The sequence below is a fragment of the Sporosarcina luteola genome (genome assembly GCF_023715535.1).
Classification (GTDB): Bacteria; Bacillota; Bacilli; order Bacillales_A; family Planococcaceae; genus Sporosarcina; species Sporosarcina luteola_B.
This window is the reverse complement of sequence record NZ_JAMBOI010000006.1, coordinates 90,547-106,156: the sequence shown is the minus strand read 5'-3', so window position 1 is coordinate 106,156 and position 15,610 is coordinate 90,547. Positions and strand designations below refer to the sequence as shown.

Annotated in this window: 12 protein-coding genes; 8 read left to right on the top strand and 4 right to left on the bottom strand. The window is 42.1% G+C overall.

Features of this window, described 5'->3' with window-relative positions; all coding sequences use genetic code 11:
• Positions 1-66 precede the first annotated feature (66 nt).
• The 6 genes from M3191_RS12915 to M3191_RS12890 all read left to right on the top strand — a co-directional run bounded on the left by M3191_RS12915 (position 67) and on the right by M3191_RS12890 (position 7,361).
• Positions 67-1,407 (top strand): sigma-54 interaction domain-containing protein, encoded by a 1,341-nt coding sequence (locus M3191_RS12915; protein WP_251700789.1) that lies wholly within the window; start codon positions 67-69, stop codon positions 1,405-1,407.
• A gap of 292 nt (positions 1,408-1,699) precedes the next feature.
• Positions 1,700-2,905, top strand: coding sequence for an ABC transporter substrate-binding protein (locus M3191_RS12910; protein WP_251700788.1), 1,206 nt, complete (start codon positions 1,700-1,702; stop codon positions 2,903-2,905).
• Positions 2,906-3,073: 168 nt separating this feature from the next.
• Complete coding sequence (locus tag M3191_RS12905) at positions 3,074-3,973, top strand: branched-chain amino acid ABC transporter permease (protein ID WP_251700787.1); 900 nt, start codon at positions 3,074-3,076, stop codon at positions 3,971-3,973.
• Positions 3,974-5,788 (top strand): branched-chain amino acid ABC transporter ATP-binding protein/permease, encoded by a 1,815-nt coding sequence (locus M3191_RS12900; protein WP_251700786.1) that lies wholly within the window; start codon positions 3,974-3,976, stop codon positions 5,786-5,788.
• Positions 5,760-6,479, top strand: coding sequence for an ABC transporter ATP-binding protein (locus M3191_RS12895; protein WP_251700785.1), 720 nt, complete (start codon positions 5,760-5,762; stop codon positions 6,477-6,479). Before M3191_RS12900 ends, M3191_RS12895 begins: the two co-directional genes overlap by 29 nt.
• A gap of 114 nt (positions 6,480-6,593) precedes the next feature.
• Positions 6,594-7,361 carry a 3-hydroxybutyrate dehydrogenase gene (locus M3191_RS12890; protein ID WP_251700784.1) on the top strand — a complete coding sequence of 256 codons (768 nt, stop codon included), beginning with the start codon at positions 6,594-6,596 and terminating at the stop codon, positions 7,359-7,361.
• A gap of 38 nt (positions 7,362-7,399) precedes the next feature.
• On the opposite strand, the gene M3191_RS12885 is transcribed toward M3191_RS12890, so the two are convergent.
• From M3191_RS12885 to M3191_RS12870, 4 genes are all read right to left on the bottom strand, one after another.
• Positions 7,400-8,578, bottom strand: a complete 1,179-nt coding sequence (locus M3191_RS12885; RefSeq protein ID WP_251700783.1) for a DHH family phosphoesterase — start codon at positions 8,576-8,578, stop codon at positions 7,400-7,402.
• A gap of 69 nt (positions 8,579-8,647) precedes the next feature.
• Positions 8,648-10,720, bottom strand: coding sequence for a S9 family peptidase (locus M3191_RS12880; protein ID WP_251700782.1), 2,073 nt, complete (start codon positions 10,718-10,720; stop codon positions 8,648-8,650).
• 203 nt (positions 10,721-10,923) lie between these two features.
• Complete coding sequence (locus M3191_RS12875) at positions 10,924-11,592, bottom strand: spore coat protein (protein WP_251700781.1); 669 nt, start codon at positions 11,590-11,592, stop codon at positions 10,924-10,926.
• A 63-nt stretch (positions 11,593-11,655) separates the two neighbouring features.
• Entirely contained in the window at positions 11,656-11,973 is a 318-nt protein-coding gene (locus M3191_RS12870) for a hypothetical protein (protein WP_251700780.1), read from the bottom strand.
• 422 nt (positions 11,974-12,395) lie between these two features.
• Here M3191_RS12870 and M3191_RS12865 point away from each other — a divergent pair, with 422 nt between their 5' ends.
• Together M3191_RS12865 and allW are read left to right on the top strand one after the other, a co-directional pair.
• Positions 12,396-13,793: an NCS1 family transporter gene (locus M3191_RS12865; RefSeq protein WP_251700779.1), complete on the top strand. Its 1,398-nt coding sequence runs from the start codon at positions 12,396-12,398 to the stop codon at positions 13,791-13,793.
• Positions 13,794-14,101: 308 nt separating this feature from the next.
• Positions 14,102-15,571 (top strand): allantoin permease, encoded by a 1,470-nt coding sequence (gene allW, locus M3191_RS12860; protein ID WP_251700778.1) that lies wholly within the window; start codon positions 14,102-14,104, stop codon positions 15,569-15,571.
• The last annotated feature ends 39 nt before the right edge of the window (positions 15,572-15,610 follow it).

The window sequence follows — 15,610 nt, the reverse complement described above, 5'->3', positions numbered from 1 at the left end:
GTATTTGCACTATATTCATTATTCTGAGAAGATAAGAATAAAAGGGGAATGTAATGGAGGGATATGATGACATCTGTAACGGAGAGATTAACGGAATCGGTCTTACTAGAGATATTGGAGAATGCATTTCAGTGGTTTGTTGTCGTTGATAAAGAAGCGAATATTTTATATATCAATGAAGAATACTGTAAGTTCCTAGAAACGACTCGTGAAGAAGCAATTGGAATGCCAGTAGAAGAAGTCATTGAAAACTCTCGGATGCATGAAGTTGTACAGACAGGTGAGGTGCATATCGCATCGCCGCATTTTATAAAAGGAACCTATATGTTAGCGAATCGTGTCCCATTGGAGGTTGACGGGGAAATTGTAGGGGCTTTCGGAAGCGTCATGTTTAGAGATTTGAACGATTGGCATAACTTGAGCTCCCATGTGAGAACGACGATGGAAAAAATTAAGGTAGGTCATGCAACAGAAAATGCGATCTTCCAACTTCAGGATATCCTTGGATCTTCTGATTCGATCAGATCGGTTAAAGAAACGATTAAGATGATTGCTCCAAGTGATTTACCTGTATTGATTCAAGGAGAAAGTGGAACAGGTAAGGAAATGTTTGCGCAAAGTATTCATTACCTATCGAATCGCTCTGACAAGCCTTTTGTGAAGGTGAATTGTGCGGCAATACCTGTAGATTTTCTGGAACTTGAGCTTTTTGGAAGTGTTGGATCTACCGAACAAAGCCAAAGAAAAGGGAGATTCCACCAAGCTGAAGGCGGTACTTTGTTCTTGGATGATTTAGGTGACATGCCACTACCGCTGCAAGTTGAATTATTGCGGGTACTCCAAGAAGGAACGATTGAGCCGATCGGGTCACAAAAAGCAATTAAAGTAAATGTCCGAATTATCGCTGCTGTAAATCAACCATTGAAAACCTTAATGGAATCCGGGAAATTCCGCGAGGATCTCTATTATCGGATTCATGCCATTACGTTGCAAATTCCACCGCTTCGTCAGCGAATGGATGACTTCGAGGAAATCACAAGTAACTTTTTTCAAGGAACAATTGCCAAAGTGGGAAAGCGTAATCTATCGATAGCAGCAGAGACAATGCAATATTTAAAAGAATATAGTTGGCCAGGGAATGTGAGAGAATTGTATAACGTAATTCAAGCAGCAGTCTATTTAACAAATGGAGATGTGGTACTGCCTAGTGCCCTGCCTCAAGAAGTCCGGCTCAAGTCCCTATACTATACGAGCAATACACAAACTCTGCAGCAAGCTGTTGAACAATTGGAGAAGAATATCATTTCTGAAACCCTTCAGGCGTTTCCTAGTAGGAGAGAAGCTGCAAAGGTATTAGGCTTAAGTAAAAGCACATTTTATGAAAAGTTGAAAAAATATAACTTTTGACCTAATTTCCGAAAATACGGACACTAGTACGGAAATTCGGACGTAAAGAAAAGCCAGTATCATATATTGGAAAGCATTATCAATTAACAGTCCGAATTCCCGGACTGTTTTTTCTCTTTATCTAGTAAGATGCCCAGAAATAAAGGTTTGCAAGTTTTCATAAGATTTGATTAAATGAATTGAAAGCGCTTTCTCTCTTACATAAATTGGAGGTGGTTCCAAGGGGGACGAGCTATAGAATCGGTTGATGGGAGAGTAACTTTAGGTTTATTAAAAAGGGGGAGGAATTAATTTGAAAAAATCAAGCGCAATTTTTCTAGTGGGCTTTATGGTGTTATTTACAATTTTAGCTGGATGTAGTCCGCAGGTAAAAGAAACAGGTTCCGCCAGTACTAGTGATCCAGTAGATTCTAAAGGTCAGGATACCTTTAACATTGGATTAGCTATTTCTATGTCAGGTGGAACAGCTCTATTTGGTGAAGGAGTAAAAAGAGGTGTAGACCTAGCTGTTAAGGAGTTTAACGATGCTGGCGGTTTTGAAGGACAACAAGCGAATTTAATTCTTTACGATGATGAAGCCAAACCAGAAAAGTCAATCGAGATTGTTCAAAAGTTAATCAATCAAGATAACATTGTAGCCCTAGTTGGACCTGCGAACTCGGGGAATGCCATGGCACATATTCCATTTGTTCAAGAAGCGAAAATTCCTGAAGTCGTACCAGTAGCTACAGGGACAAAAATCACACAAGAATATAAAGATGCTGATAAAAACTATATTTTCCGTGTGGCTCCTCTTGATGGGGTTCAAGTGTCTGCTATTTTAAAAGAGCTGATCGATAAACAAGGACTTACGAAGCTTGGTGTTATCCATGATACAGAAGGATACGGGCAAGGTGGCAGGGAAGATATTCTTAAACAAATGAAAGAAAACTACAATATGGAACCAACTGTCATTTCAGCCTTTGATCCAAAGGAATTAAATCTCGAACCATCTATTCGTGAAATGAATAATGCAGGGGTGGAGGCAGTAGTCTTCTACGGGCTTGCTCCACAGTCAGCAAAGTTACTTGAAGCTCGTTTCAATGAAGGATTGGATGCTCCTATTTACGCGACTTGGGCTACAGGGGACCCTACTGTTTTAAATCTTGTTGGTGATCTTGTGAAAGATGATTTGTATTTTGTACAGTCCTATACGATTGATCAAAATGAAGTAGCAAAAAAATTCCATCAAAAAGTAGTGGACACATATGGTGAAGACGTTTTCCCTATTGCTACGGCACAAGGATATGACAGTGCAAAACTTATCTTAGATGCAATAAAAAAGGTTGGCTTGGACAGTGAGAAAATTCGTGATCAAATTGAATCCTTCACGGATTTTGAAGGTGTAACAGCCATTAAATCAACACCTTTTACAAAGGAAAACCATGAAGCATTTGGTATTGATGAAGTATTCATTGCCACATATAACGACGATTTACAAATTATTTCAGCAGAATAATCGAGTTATTTAACTACATTTATCAAATGTTTTTTGTGCCGAAAGCGCAGCGCACAGGAAACAAATACGCCAAGGCGCATTTGTTCTGGTGTAAAGGGGAGTCCATACGAAGATTTCCCTTTTCACCTTTGCTGTTTTCTGTAGCAAATTACAAGGGGGACGTTTGCTTTGGATTTAACAGATGTATTAAAGGCCATTATTAATGGGTTAGTGTATGGAAGTGTTTATGCGATCATCGCCCAAGGCTACTATATTACTTTTATTACGACTAAAACGATGAACTTTGGTCAAGGTGACTTTGTCATGCTTGGTTCACTTATTGGATTATCTACCTTTACAGCAATAACTGCTGCAGGCATGGGTGTTTGGATTGCCTTTATAGCATCCTTACTATTGGTAATCGTCGTAGTGGGTATTTCCGGTTGGGCATTGGAACAAGTCGCTATCCGACCGTTACGGAGTTGGCATTCCATTGGTTGGATATTAAGTACTGTGGCCGTTGCCATGATCGTGAGAAACGTAGCTATGCTTATATGGGGAAGAGATGTTTTGATGGCCCCGTCTCCATTTGGACGCGCTATTTTAGATTTAGGCATATTGAAAATCCGTTATCATGAAATATTTGTACTAGTTGGCGCTGCAGTTATTATGTTGCTGTTATACGTTTTCTTAAAGAAATCGTTATTCGGAAAGGCGCTAGAAGCGGTTGCTTTTAATAAGGATGCTGCTTCACTAATGGGCATTAATCCACGGTTAATGGCTTCCATTGCTTTTATAATTGCAGGTACCTTAGCAGGTGTGGGTGGAGTTTTAGTCGGGCCTATGGTACATCCAGGTGCATTTATTGGTCTTTTCCTTGGATTAAAAGCATTTGCGGTTGCAATTATTGGTGGTATCGAAAATCCACGGGGCATTTTTATCGGAGGACTTTTACTAGGTGTATCAGAAAATCTCTTTGCTCTATATAGTACATCCATGAAAGAAGCTGCTGCGTTCTTTTTAATTCTTGTCATTTTAGCAGTCCTTCCTCAAGGGTTATTTGGAAAACGAGTAAAGGAGAAGTTTTAAATGACAAAAGCAAAATGGTGGATTTATCAAATTGGTATCCCGCTCGTCCTCCTATATGCGTTTCCTTGGGTTTTTAATAATGCTCATACGATCCATGTAGCCCAGTCATTTTTAATTACTTACATTGTCATCGTCGGGTTAAATCTACTTGTCGGTCTCTCCAAGCAGCTTTCCTTGGGACATGTTGGGTTCTATGCAATTGGAGCATATTTATCTGTAATCCTTACGATGAAAGTAGGATTGAATTTCTTTGTAAGTGTTATTATCGCTGCATTAGTTGCTGCTTTATTTGGAGCCGTGGTAGCTCTTTTGTCGTTACGAGCGAAAGGACCTTATTTGGCAATGGTAACAATTGCATTTGGAGAATTGGTTGGTATTATAGCCAACCGCTGGGTAGATGTTACTGGCGGTCCGGCAGGAGTCAGAACTTCGCAACCATCCTTATTCGGTTTTGAACTTGGTCCAATTGAGTATATGTGGTTTATTGGTCTGTTGGCTGTAATCATTACAGCAGGCGCAACAAATATCTTTAGAGGTCGTTTTGGTCGGACTATGACTGCTTTTGGAAATAGTGAGGTTGCTTCTGAAGTACTGGGCATTAATGTACGAGGCTGGAAAATATTAGCCTTTTCTATTTCCGCTTTTTTAGCAGGTGTAGGTGGAGGGCTCTTCGCTTTTCAAAATCAGTTTATAAGTAGTACCACTTTTGAATTGAACTTATCAATTCTATTCCTTATTGCGGTCATTATCGGAGGATCAGGAACAAAGATAGGTCCTATTATAGGTACAGCGATTATCGTTGGGTTACCGCAATTCCTACACAACTTTGTAGATTATCATTTAATGATTTTTGGTGGAATATTATTAGTCGCACTTATCCTTTTACCAGATGGTATAGTAGGTGCCTTCACCAATCTTTCGTTCATTAAAAAGCTTTCTAGTAAGAAAGTTACTACTGAGTTAGGAATCTTACATGATGATCGGGAGGCAACAATCGATTTACCTGACGGGATTAATGGAAAGCTTCTGGAGCTTGAAAATATTTCTATGCATTTTGGTGGAATAAAAGCGATCGACGATGTTGAAATCGAGGTTTGGGGTGGAATTGTTCACGGAATTATTGGCCCAAATGGTTCAGGTAAAAGTACGACTGTTAACGTCCTGAGTGGGGTTTATATGCCGACTGGCGGCAACCTTCTTTGGAAAGGGAAGAACATTACAAAATATGCTCCTCATGGAATAGCGCAAGAAGGGATTACGAGAACGTTCCAAAACTTGCAGTTGTTTGAAGACATGAGCGTTTTACAGAACGTCATGGTTGGTTTTCATCTTCATTTCAAAACAGGATTCCTGAAAAACGTATTATATCTAGGTCAAGTATCTGACGAAGAGCGCTATTATGCACAAAAAGCCTATGATCTATTACGAATTGTCGGCTTAGAAGAAAAAGCCCATGAAAAAGCATCTGACTTGCCGTATGGGGAACAGCGATTAGTTGAAATAGCTAGGGGGTTAGCTTTAAAACCTTCGTTACTTATTTTAGATGAACCGGCAGCAGGGGCCAGTCCAAAAGAAATTGAAAAAATCATGGATGTCATCCAACGTCTGAAGAATGCAGGATTGTCCATTATATTGGTTGAGCATCATATGGATATCGTTATGAATGTTTGTGATTATATTACAGTATTAGATTTTGGCAAGAAAATTTGTGAGGGAACTCCTGAAACTATTCAAAACGATCCAAGAGTAATTGAGGCCTATCTTGGTGGGGAAGAGGTGAACCAGCTTGTTGCAGGTACAAAATCTATCAGTTAGTTATGGTCGGGCATCCGCTTTACACAATGTGACAATGGAAGTGAATGAGGGTGAAATTGTTGCTGTTATTGGTCCTAATGGGGCCGGAAAAACTACGCTATTGAAAGCGATAACGGGGTTGCTGAAGGCGAAGGAGGGTACGATTCGCTATAAAGATAACATGATTACAGGTACACCTGCTCATAAAATTTTAGGGGTTGGGATATCCCATGTCCCTCAAGGCCGTCAAGTATTTGGTGATCAGTCTGTAGAGGATAATCTAATTCTAGGTGCGTTTTCGATTAAAAAAGAAAAACAAAAAATTCAAGAGCTTATAGAAAGAGAATACGAAAGATTTCCGAGACTAAAGGAGAGAAGATGGCAGCATGCGGGTACATTAAGCGGTGGAGAGCAACAAATGCTAGCAGTATCCAGAGCGCTTATGTCGGATCCTGATTTTGTTATTCTTGATGAGCCATCCATGGGGTTATCACCTATATTTGTAAAACAGATATTCGACACGTTACTAGAGTTGAAGAAATCTGGCAAGACGGTAATGGTCGTCGAGCAATTAGCAATGGCTGCTTTGGCTATATCTGACCGGGCTTATGTTTTACAAGTAGGTGAGGTGAAGTTACACGGACAATCACAAGATTTGTTAAGGGATGATGGTCTGGTAAAAACGTATTTAGGTGCAGCTTCACCTAATTAACGGATATGTAAAATACGTTGTTATGTATTTCGATTGACGGATGACAGTTTAACCTTTGGAGCGTTATAGGTACATCTCGTAAGCGCCCTGTATTTTGTGTGGGGAGGAATTCACATGGTAGAAGGAAAAGTTTTATTTATAACAGGAGCCGCACAAGGAATCGGCTTTGAAGTTGCCCAAGAGTTTTCTAAAGCAGGCGCTCAAGTTGTACTTTCTGATATTAATGGGGAAAAAGTGAAGGATGCTGCCCGAAGACTGAGTGGAGATGCGATTGGTATTAAGTGTGATGTCACGTCCGAAGCAGATCTGGAAAAGGCGATCAATGAAGCAATCGATCATTTCGGAAGAATTGATATCCTCATTAATAATGCAGGAATGCAGCATGTTGCGATGCTTGAGGATTTTCCGACGGAGCGATTTGAATTGCTTGTGAAGATTATGCTGACAGCTCCATTTATCGCAACGAAACTCGTATTGCCGCATATGAGGGAGAATGGATTTGGACGTATCTTGAATATGGCTTCCATTAATGGACTTGTCGGTTTTGCAGGAAAAGCTGCCTATAACTCAGCCAAGCATGGTGTCATCGGGTTGACGAAAGTCGCGGCTCTCGAAACGGCAGCGGATGGGATTACGGTAAACGCAATCTGTCCTGGCTATGTTGACACGCCATTAGTGCGCAATCAGTTCAAAGATTTAGCGATGACACGCAATGTTCCACTCGAATCTGTACTGGAGGAAATCATTTATCCATTAGTGCCTCAGAAGCGGCTGTTAGATGTTAAGGAAGTTGCCGATTTAGCACTGTTCCTTTCGAGCGATGCAGCGAAAGGCATGACGGGTCAAGCGGTCGTGCTAGATGGCGGATATACGGTGCAGTAATGAAGAGGGAGGTGCCTGTGCAGCACAGGCACCTCTTATTAATCATTACGTACCTGTTCCATTAAATAATCGACGAAAGCATCGTCCCGTACAAGCCAAGCTTCGTACTTTCTTTTAAGGAAACGCTCCGCTTCCTCGAAGCTAGTAAAGGTCTGTTCCAGCTTTATGTTATTTTGTTTAATTGCCCATGTTTGATCGTTTTCCGGGTAGAGGAAAAAGCTATCGTCCATTCGGTTTTTATAGAGGGAACCGAAGGAAGAATGTTTCAAGTTATATCGATTTCGTCGCGCATCTTCTCTTAAAGGTTCTAAGTGGAACGTGTCCAAAACAAACTGTTGAAAAGCCTCGTTAGTTAAAGAGCATCCAGAAGCTTTTGCATGTCCGCCTCCACCGAATTGACCGGCCACTTCGGATACATCAACATGCTCATGGATTGTTCGGAAACCGGCTCGTTTCCCGCTCATGTTTAAGATGACAATGTAATCAAGATGCGGGTATTCTTTGCCAAGTTCATTTCCAAGCTCTGAATGGTAGGATTCCGCATATACGACTCCGGCAAAAAGGTTGTCCGCTTGCGTCTGGACGAGTCCACGTCTCTTCCGGCGAATATAGCGTTCGATTTTATCTTCTTCCATATCGAGTAATTTCTTTTCGAATTCATCAAAGTGGAAGTGGTCATTAGAAAGTAGTCGCTCAATCATCTTTTCTTCAAATTCATCAATGGAGAGGAGGAAAAATAGAGCGTTGAGACGTTGTGCACTCTGATTATTATTCTTCTCCCATTCCCATGTATCATATTGCCTGACGAGCTCGACAAATTCGGCAATAGATTCAGACGGTTCTATGTGTTCATGTGTCACTAGGTATTCATAAAATAGGGAAGTCGCTGAAGTTAATTTTTTATCCGCATCCTCGACTACGACATGCCCCCACCCATACTCATTAAAGTGAAGCGCTGTCTTATGGTGATCAATCAATTGAATCTTCCCGCCATCTTGATAAAACGCCTCAAGTCTTTTCTCATTTTCTTCATGTACAGACAAATCTGTAATGAACAAGAAAGTTTCCTTATCTTCATTTTCCAGAAACCATTCTACTTCCCGATTAAGACCGGAAATGGAATTGTAGCGTACTTTGACCTGCTTTCCAAAAGCCATCTTCGCTAAAATTCCACATCCAACGCCGTCCAGATCATTATGTGACAACAATTTATACACATCCATCACTCCTCGAAAGACAGTATAGTCAAATTGCACGGGTGACAGACATCAAAAAACCCCCCGGAATTACCGGGAGGTTGGAATTGTTAGTTCAGCACCAACACCAAGCTTATCAAGAACAAATGCATAACATTCGGCAGCTTCTTTCAAATGGTTGAAGCGGCCAGACTTGCCGAAGTGTCCTGCACCCATATTCGTTTTAAACACAATGACATTGTCATCGGTTTTTACCGCTCTCAGGCGTGCAACCCACTTCGCTGGTTCCCAGTAACCGACACGCGGATCATTCAGACCGGTTGTAATATACATATGCGGATACTCTTTCGCTTCCACATTGTCATAGGGGCTATAGGACTTCATATAGAAATAATCCTCGCGATTTTGTGGATTGCCCCATTCATCCCACTCCAAGGTTGTAAGGGGAATCGTAGTATCCAACATCGTTGTCACGACGTCGACGAACGGCACGGCTGGAACGACTGCCTTGAACAAGTTGCCTGCCAAGTTCGCGACTGCGCCGACGAGCAAGCCTCCCGCACTGCCTCCGCGTGCCGCCATTCGGTTCGGAGTTGTATAACCCTGCTCAATTAGATGCTTCGCTGCAGCAATAAAATCTGTGAACGTATTTCGTTTATGCTCCATCTTTCCATCTTCGTACCAACTCCGTCCCATTTCGGAACCGCCACGCACTTGCGCTGTGACAAATATGATACCCTTGTCCAAAAGCGGGAGACGATACGGATCGAAATGCGGATCGCTGTTTGCTCCATATGAGCCATATCCAGATAGAATTAATGGTGCAGGCCCTTCATCGAGCGCATCGTCCCGATAGACGACGGTCATCGGCACGTTGACGCCATCCTCGGCGACTGCCCATAATTGCTCTTGACGATAGCTTGAACGGTCATATTCTCCGCTGACGGGAGCCACTTGCAATTTATGCTTCACTCCGGTTGACAGATTCAGTCCATATGTCGTTTTTGGCGTAAGCAGCGACTCATATTGAAGCAACACTTCAGTCGTCTCGTAGCTCTGGTCGGATAAAACCGATACAGTATAGAGAGATTCATCCCAATCAATCGGATTCAACTCGCCGTCCTGTAATACCCAAATCTGTGTCAAACCGTTCTCCCGGCCGGAGACAAGAAGCTTATCACGAAACGGATACACACCTTGAAGATAGCGATTTTCGCTATACGCAATGACATTCACCCGTGACCTGATGTCGTCGAGTGGACAGCGGAGCAGTTGAAAGTTCAGCGCATTTTCGTTTGTCAGTATGAGCAGGTCATCGCCCCAATGCTCCACATCATAGAGAATCCCATCACGCCGCGCATCCAGTAGTTGCAAAGGGGATGACGGGGCATCTGCCTCCAACATGCGGATTTCGCTTGACGTATTCGAATGTGAATAAACAAGAATAAACTTCCCGCTTTGCGATTTAGACACGTAAAGTGTAAATGTCTCGTCTTTTTCTTCATAGACAAGCTCATCACTCTCCACGTCACTGCCTACTCGATGCCTCCATAATTTGCAAGGGCGTTGATTCTCATCAACAGTAATGTAAAAAATATAGTCGCCGCAACGGCTCCATTCCATGCTGCCATACAAAAACACATCAGGAATCCGATCGGGCAGAAGCTCCCCAGTTTCCATGTCCTTTATATGGATAGTATAACGGTCGGTTCCATCACGGTTCTCCAAATAGGCCAGACGGTTCTGATCGGTACTCATACGCTGCACCGTCACGCTTAAATAGTCACTGCCCTCGGCCAATACATTCAGATCGAGCACCATTTCCTCCGATGCATCGTTTAAAAGTTCGCGGCTTGCCGCCCGCTTGCGTGCATAGATCGGGTATTGCTTGTCCTTTTCCAAACGTGAATAGTAGAAGTATTGTCCATGCTGTACAGGCACTTTCATTTCCGAATCGGGAACACGGTCAACCATACTTTGATAAATCTGGTCGGTTAGTTCCTCCATGGGGCGCATGATGTTGTCATAATACCGATTTTCTTCTTCAAGATAATTGATGACCTCCGGGTTAGTACGATCCTTCAGCCAATAATAGTCGTCTTCGCGTACATCGCCATGCAATTGATGGGGATGGGGAATCCGTTTTGCTATAGGTGGTTCCATACTAGTTCCTCCTCTCCTTATAACTAGTAGTTTCGTGACAATGTACAAAAATACCTCTTTTTAAAAGAAGCGTGATGGATTCGTAACAAACATGTGGGTCACTGCATATTTTAGGCTAAAGGGGTTTCCTTGCAGACAACCGCCCCCGTCAACTTGGGAGTCGCGGGGGTGGTTAGTGTAGAGAACTACTTATTCTCTTGGCATTATAGAATTTCCAGTTGTACGATTAACGCCAAGAGGATTTGTAACAATAGCTGCAAGGAAATCGCTACATCGGTGTCTTCCGTAGTTACTTCGATATCACGGGAGTTGACGATGATCAGTCTTTGGCGATTGGTCTGACGGATCTGTGCTCGTTCCAGTAATTCAGCTGTCACTCGTTCCGCCCTTGTACCATCAGCAATCGAGATATTGACAACAATCGCGATGGCTACTTGGAGCGCTGCTTGCAGGGACACGGCAACTTGCGTGTCAGTCGTTCTGACAGTGACATCGCAAGAGTCGCGGATGACAATTAGTTCGTTGGAAAGCTGTTCGATATCAGTATCCAACTCCGCATCTGCACCCGTATTCTCTCTATCATTCCTGCAATGAGCGATTGGGTGCCTTGAATCAGCATCTAATGCAGACCATCTGTCTCTGTCTCTGTCTTTGTCTCTATCCCGGTCTCTGTCTCTATCCCGGTCTCTGTCTCTATCCCGGTCTCTATCTCTATCCCGGTCTCTGTCTTTGTCTCTGCATCTGTCTTTGTCTCTGTCCCGGTCTCTGTCTCTGTCCCGGTCTCTGTCCCGGTCTCTGTCTCTGTCTCTGTCTTTGTCTCTGCATCTGTCTTCTTCACGTGAATAATATTCATAGTCATTGTCATAGTCCATTATTCTTCCCTCCTCTCTCTTCCTATTACATGTGCGGGAAAGTTCTTGAGCTGGACAAATCATCTAATCTTGTTCATTTTTTTTATTTTCTTTCTGCTGTTTCTTTTTCATGAATGCTTCCCGTAGCGGATGAGGCGCCTGTCCGTCGGTTTTTTCCTGTGAATCTGTTACCTTCCGAACGGCTTTCGATTCCAAAAAGCCCTCTACTTGAGTTTTTAGCTGTTCAACAGTCTGCTTCAAGCGTTCACGCTGCTCATCTGTCATACGTTGTTTTGCTTCTTCGACATTGATTTTGTTTTTGGAGAATAAATCAGCTACAAACAGTTCCATCAACTGGCTCGACAGTCCATATAATTGTTCGCGGTTATTTTTGTCTTCCACTCAAATCACCTCCTTTTGCACTTACAAATATGTATACTCGCGAAAAACCATTGGAGACAGGCATCTGTACATACAGCAGGAAAAAAAACGAAGAACATGCCCAATGAAAAGGGGATGTTCTTCGTTTTCATTGATTCGGAATGTTGGAACCTATGCCAATGAATTCCAACGAGTAGACAAGAATGCCCTGAAATCATTGTTCACTATGCACAAAGGTTTGGCCGAATTAGCGATTATCGTAAAAACCTTATGCACAGTACATAGCGGGGGGTTGTGCATTTTGGTTACTAGACATAAAGACCGGAACCATAAAGCTATGTATAATAAGTGGTGCACGATGAAAATGTTTTAGAAGTAAAACTTTTATCAGCCAAAACAAAATAAATGCAGTTGAAAATACAGCATTGAAAGGGGCAGTTGATATGACAGTAATAAATGAAGCTATCGATGCAAAAGCAATTCAGGTCGACCAACACTCGACGTTAGATGAATCACTGCATCCGAAAGCCGAGCAGGATAGAACCGTCAAGCCAAAAGACTATGTCTTCATGTGGATCGGTGATGGAGTTAACTTAGGGAATATGACGTTGGGAGCCAGCGTAATTGTTGCAGGAGCAGCAACTTTGAACATCTTTCAAACCATCCTGGCAGCTTTGATCTCAATTGGGATCATTTCAACAATCTTCGCATTAAATGACCGACTTGGGTATCGTGAAGGTATTCCATACGTAGTACAGCTTAGAATGTCCTTCGGGATAAAAGGGAAAGTTATTTCATCGTTATTACGCGGTGTACCTGCCATAGTCTGGTACGGTATTCAAAGCTGGATTGGCGGTACTGCGTTGAATGAAATAATGAAAATCGTTACAAACGGAGCATTTAATAATGTTGTCATCTGTTTCATCGGACTTCAATTGTTCCAGATTGTCCTTTCGCTCTTCGGTTTCCATGCAATTAAATGGGTGGAAACAGTTGCATCTGTAGTTTTCATGGCAGCACTCGTATATGTATTTGGGATCCTTATGACTTCACATACAACTCAGATTGCTGAAACATGGGTACAAGCTAAAGGCTCATGGGGCTTGCCGTTCTTCGGACTCATCATGGTCTTCTTGGGGAACTATGCAGGGATCTTTGTAAGTGCTGCAGACTATTCACGAGAGTTGAAAACTGGTTTGAGTGATAAGAAGCGCGGAGCATTATACTTTATTCCAATAACAATTTCATATGGTTTTGTTATTGTCATCGGTGCAATGTTGGCAGCTGCAACAGGTGTAACGAACCCTGCACAAGCACTTCCAATCATACTCAATAATGATTATGTTTCCGTGTTCGTATCAGCCTTTATCGTAGTTGCAGTTATTGCAACAAATATGGTGGCGAACATCATTCCGCCGGCCTATGTCATTACTTTGCTGACAAAATTGAAATATAAAGCATCTGTAACGATTACAGGATTGCTAGCTTTAGGTGCATTTCCTTGGTTGCTTATCCAGGAGTCATCGGCTACAGGTTTGAATATGTTCATCCTCATCTATTCAGCATTCTTAGGACCTGTTATATCCATCCTTCTAGTTGATTATTATATTTTACGGAAACAGAAAGTGGATATGACTGACCTGTATAATGACGAGGGATCATTTGCCGGATATAATCCAGCAGGATTGATTGCCATGTTCATCGGTGCAGGCGCTGCGTTCATAGAGGTTGAACTAGCATGGATCATCGGTCTAGTAGTCGCGGGGACATCGTACTATCTACTGTCGAAATACGCGTTTAAAAATTCAAGCTTCAAAAAAGGAACTATTTTCGAGAAATAATGAATCTTATAAATTGCCTCTTGAAGAACCACTCTTCAAGGGGCAATTATTTTGTTCAAACTGCACAACCGGTTATATAAAGTGTCTATTATTAAGCCCTTCCTTATCCACTGTATCTAATAAAACATCGTTCTTTTGTTTAAGTGACCTAAAGAAGTATATCAATATAGGTTGTATAATGAGGACGTCCACTACTACGGTAGATGTGAAGCTCGTTGGGGCGAAGACAACGGTACGAAACCCTTGCCGATGAACCTCAATATAGGTAGGTTTCGAATACTAGTGGTAAATTTTAAGGAGGGGTTTTTTTGACTCTTTTTGATAGAGAAAAAATGAAGAGTGCAGGATATAGTGAAGATGTTCTGCCCACAAAAGTAGAAGATCGAAAATGGGGGATAAGCAATTTCCTGACAGTCTGGATGGGTTCTGTTCATAACATTCCAAACTATATTGCCATCGGTGCTCTATTTGCTTTAGGGTTGTCGGTCGGCCAAGTGTTTGCTGCAATCATGGCTGCTTCCATTGTCATATCAGCAATGCTTGTTCTAAATGGCCATGCAGGATCGAAATATGGATTGCCGTTTGCGATGTTGCTGCGTTTATCTTACGGCCCGAAAGGCGCAATGATTCCGGGTGTGTTAAGAGGAGTCATTTCTGCAATTATGTGGTTCGGGTTTCAAACGTACGCAGGAAGCCAAGCATTATCAATTTTAATTGGTAAGCTTTGGCCGACGTATTTGACATTAGGTGGAGATTGGAACCTTCTAGGGTTATCTTTGCCAGCGTTGATATCGTTTTTACTGTTCTGGTTATTGAACATTGCTTTGATTTATGGAGGAATGGCTTTCCTAGGGAAGTTTACAAATATCCTCTCGCCGCTTGTGTACATTGTTTTTGGAGGAATGGCAATTTGGGCCATTAACTTAGCTGGAGGAATCGGTCCTATTCTGTCTTATACAGGTACAGGAGTTCCAGGAAATAAAGTAGTTATTTTCATCGCAGCTGTAACGGCAGTCGTTGCGGCATGGGCAGCGCCGATTGTTAATGCTTCAGATTTCACGAAGCTGGCAAAATCGACGAAGACGCAAGCGATAGGACAAACTGTCGGCCTTATTGTGACGTATTTGCTATTCGCGGTTGCAAGTATCGCCATCATTGTCGGATCTGAAATCGCCTTTGGAACACCAATATGGAACGTACTCGATGTTGTAGCTCGTTTTGACGGGACATTTGCAATCGCTATTTCCGTTCTTACACTTTGCTTAACAACATTATCTGTTAACGTAACTGGAAATATTGTACCGGCCGGTTACCAATTAGCATCTCTATTCCCAAAGACACTCACATTCAAATCGGGTGCCATCATTGCAGCGATTACTGGTATTCTCGTCATGCCGTGGAAGTTGATGGAAAATGCAACAAGTATTTTCACTTTCCTAAACATTATTGGCGGGATCCTAGCTCCAGTCACTGGAATCATGCTAGCCCAGTACTTCCTCATTTCAAAAACCAAAATCGACTTGAATGCTTTATATGATGCAGATAAGGGGAAGTATTATTATACAAAAGGTTTTAATGTAAATGCGATTATCACAACTATAATTGCAGGAGTCCTTTGTTTGATCGGAAACGTCGTACCTGTCCTAAAACCTCTTTACGATATGTCTTGGTTTGTAGGAATCATTGCAGCCTTTATTCTCTACACGGCGCTTGAATCGACCTATTCAAAAGGTGCAATGATGCGAAAAGCTCCAGAGTTATCTAAGGAGAATAGGTAATTCGAGAAATGGTGAAACTGATGTTTGGTGTGAAATTGT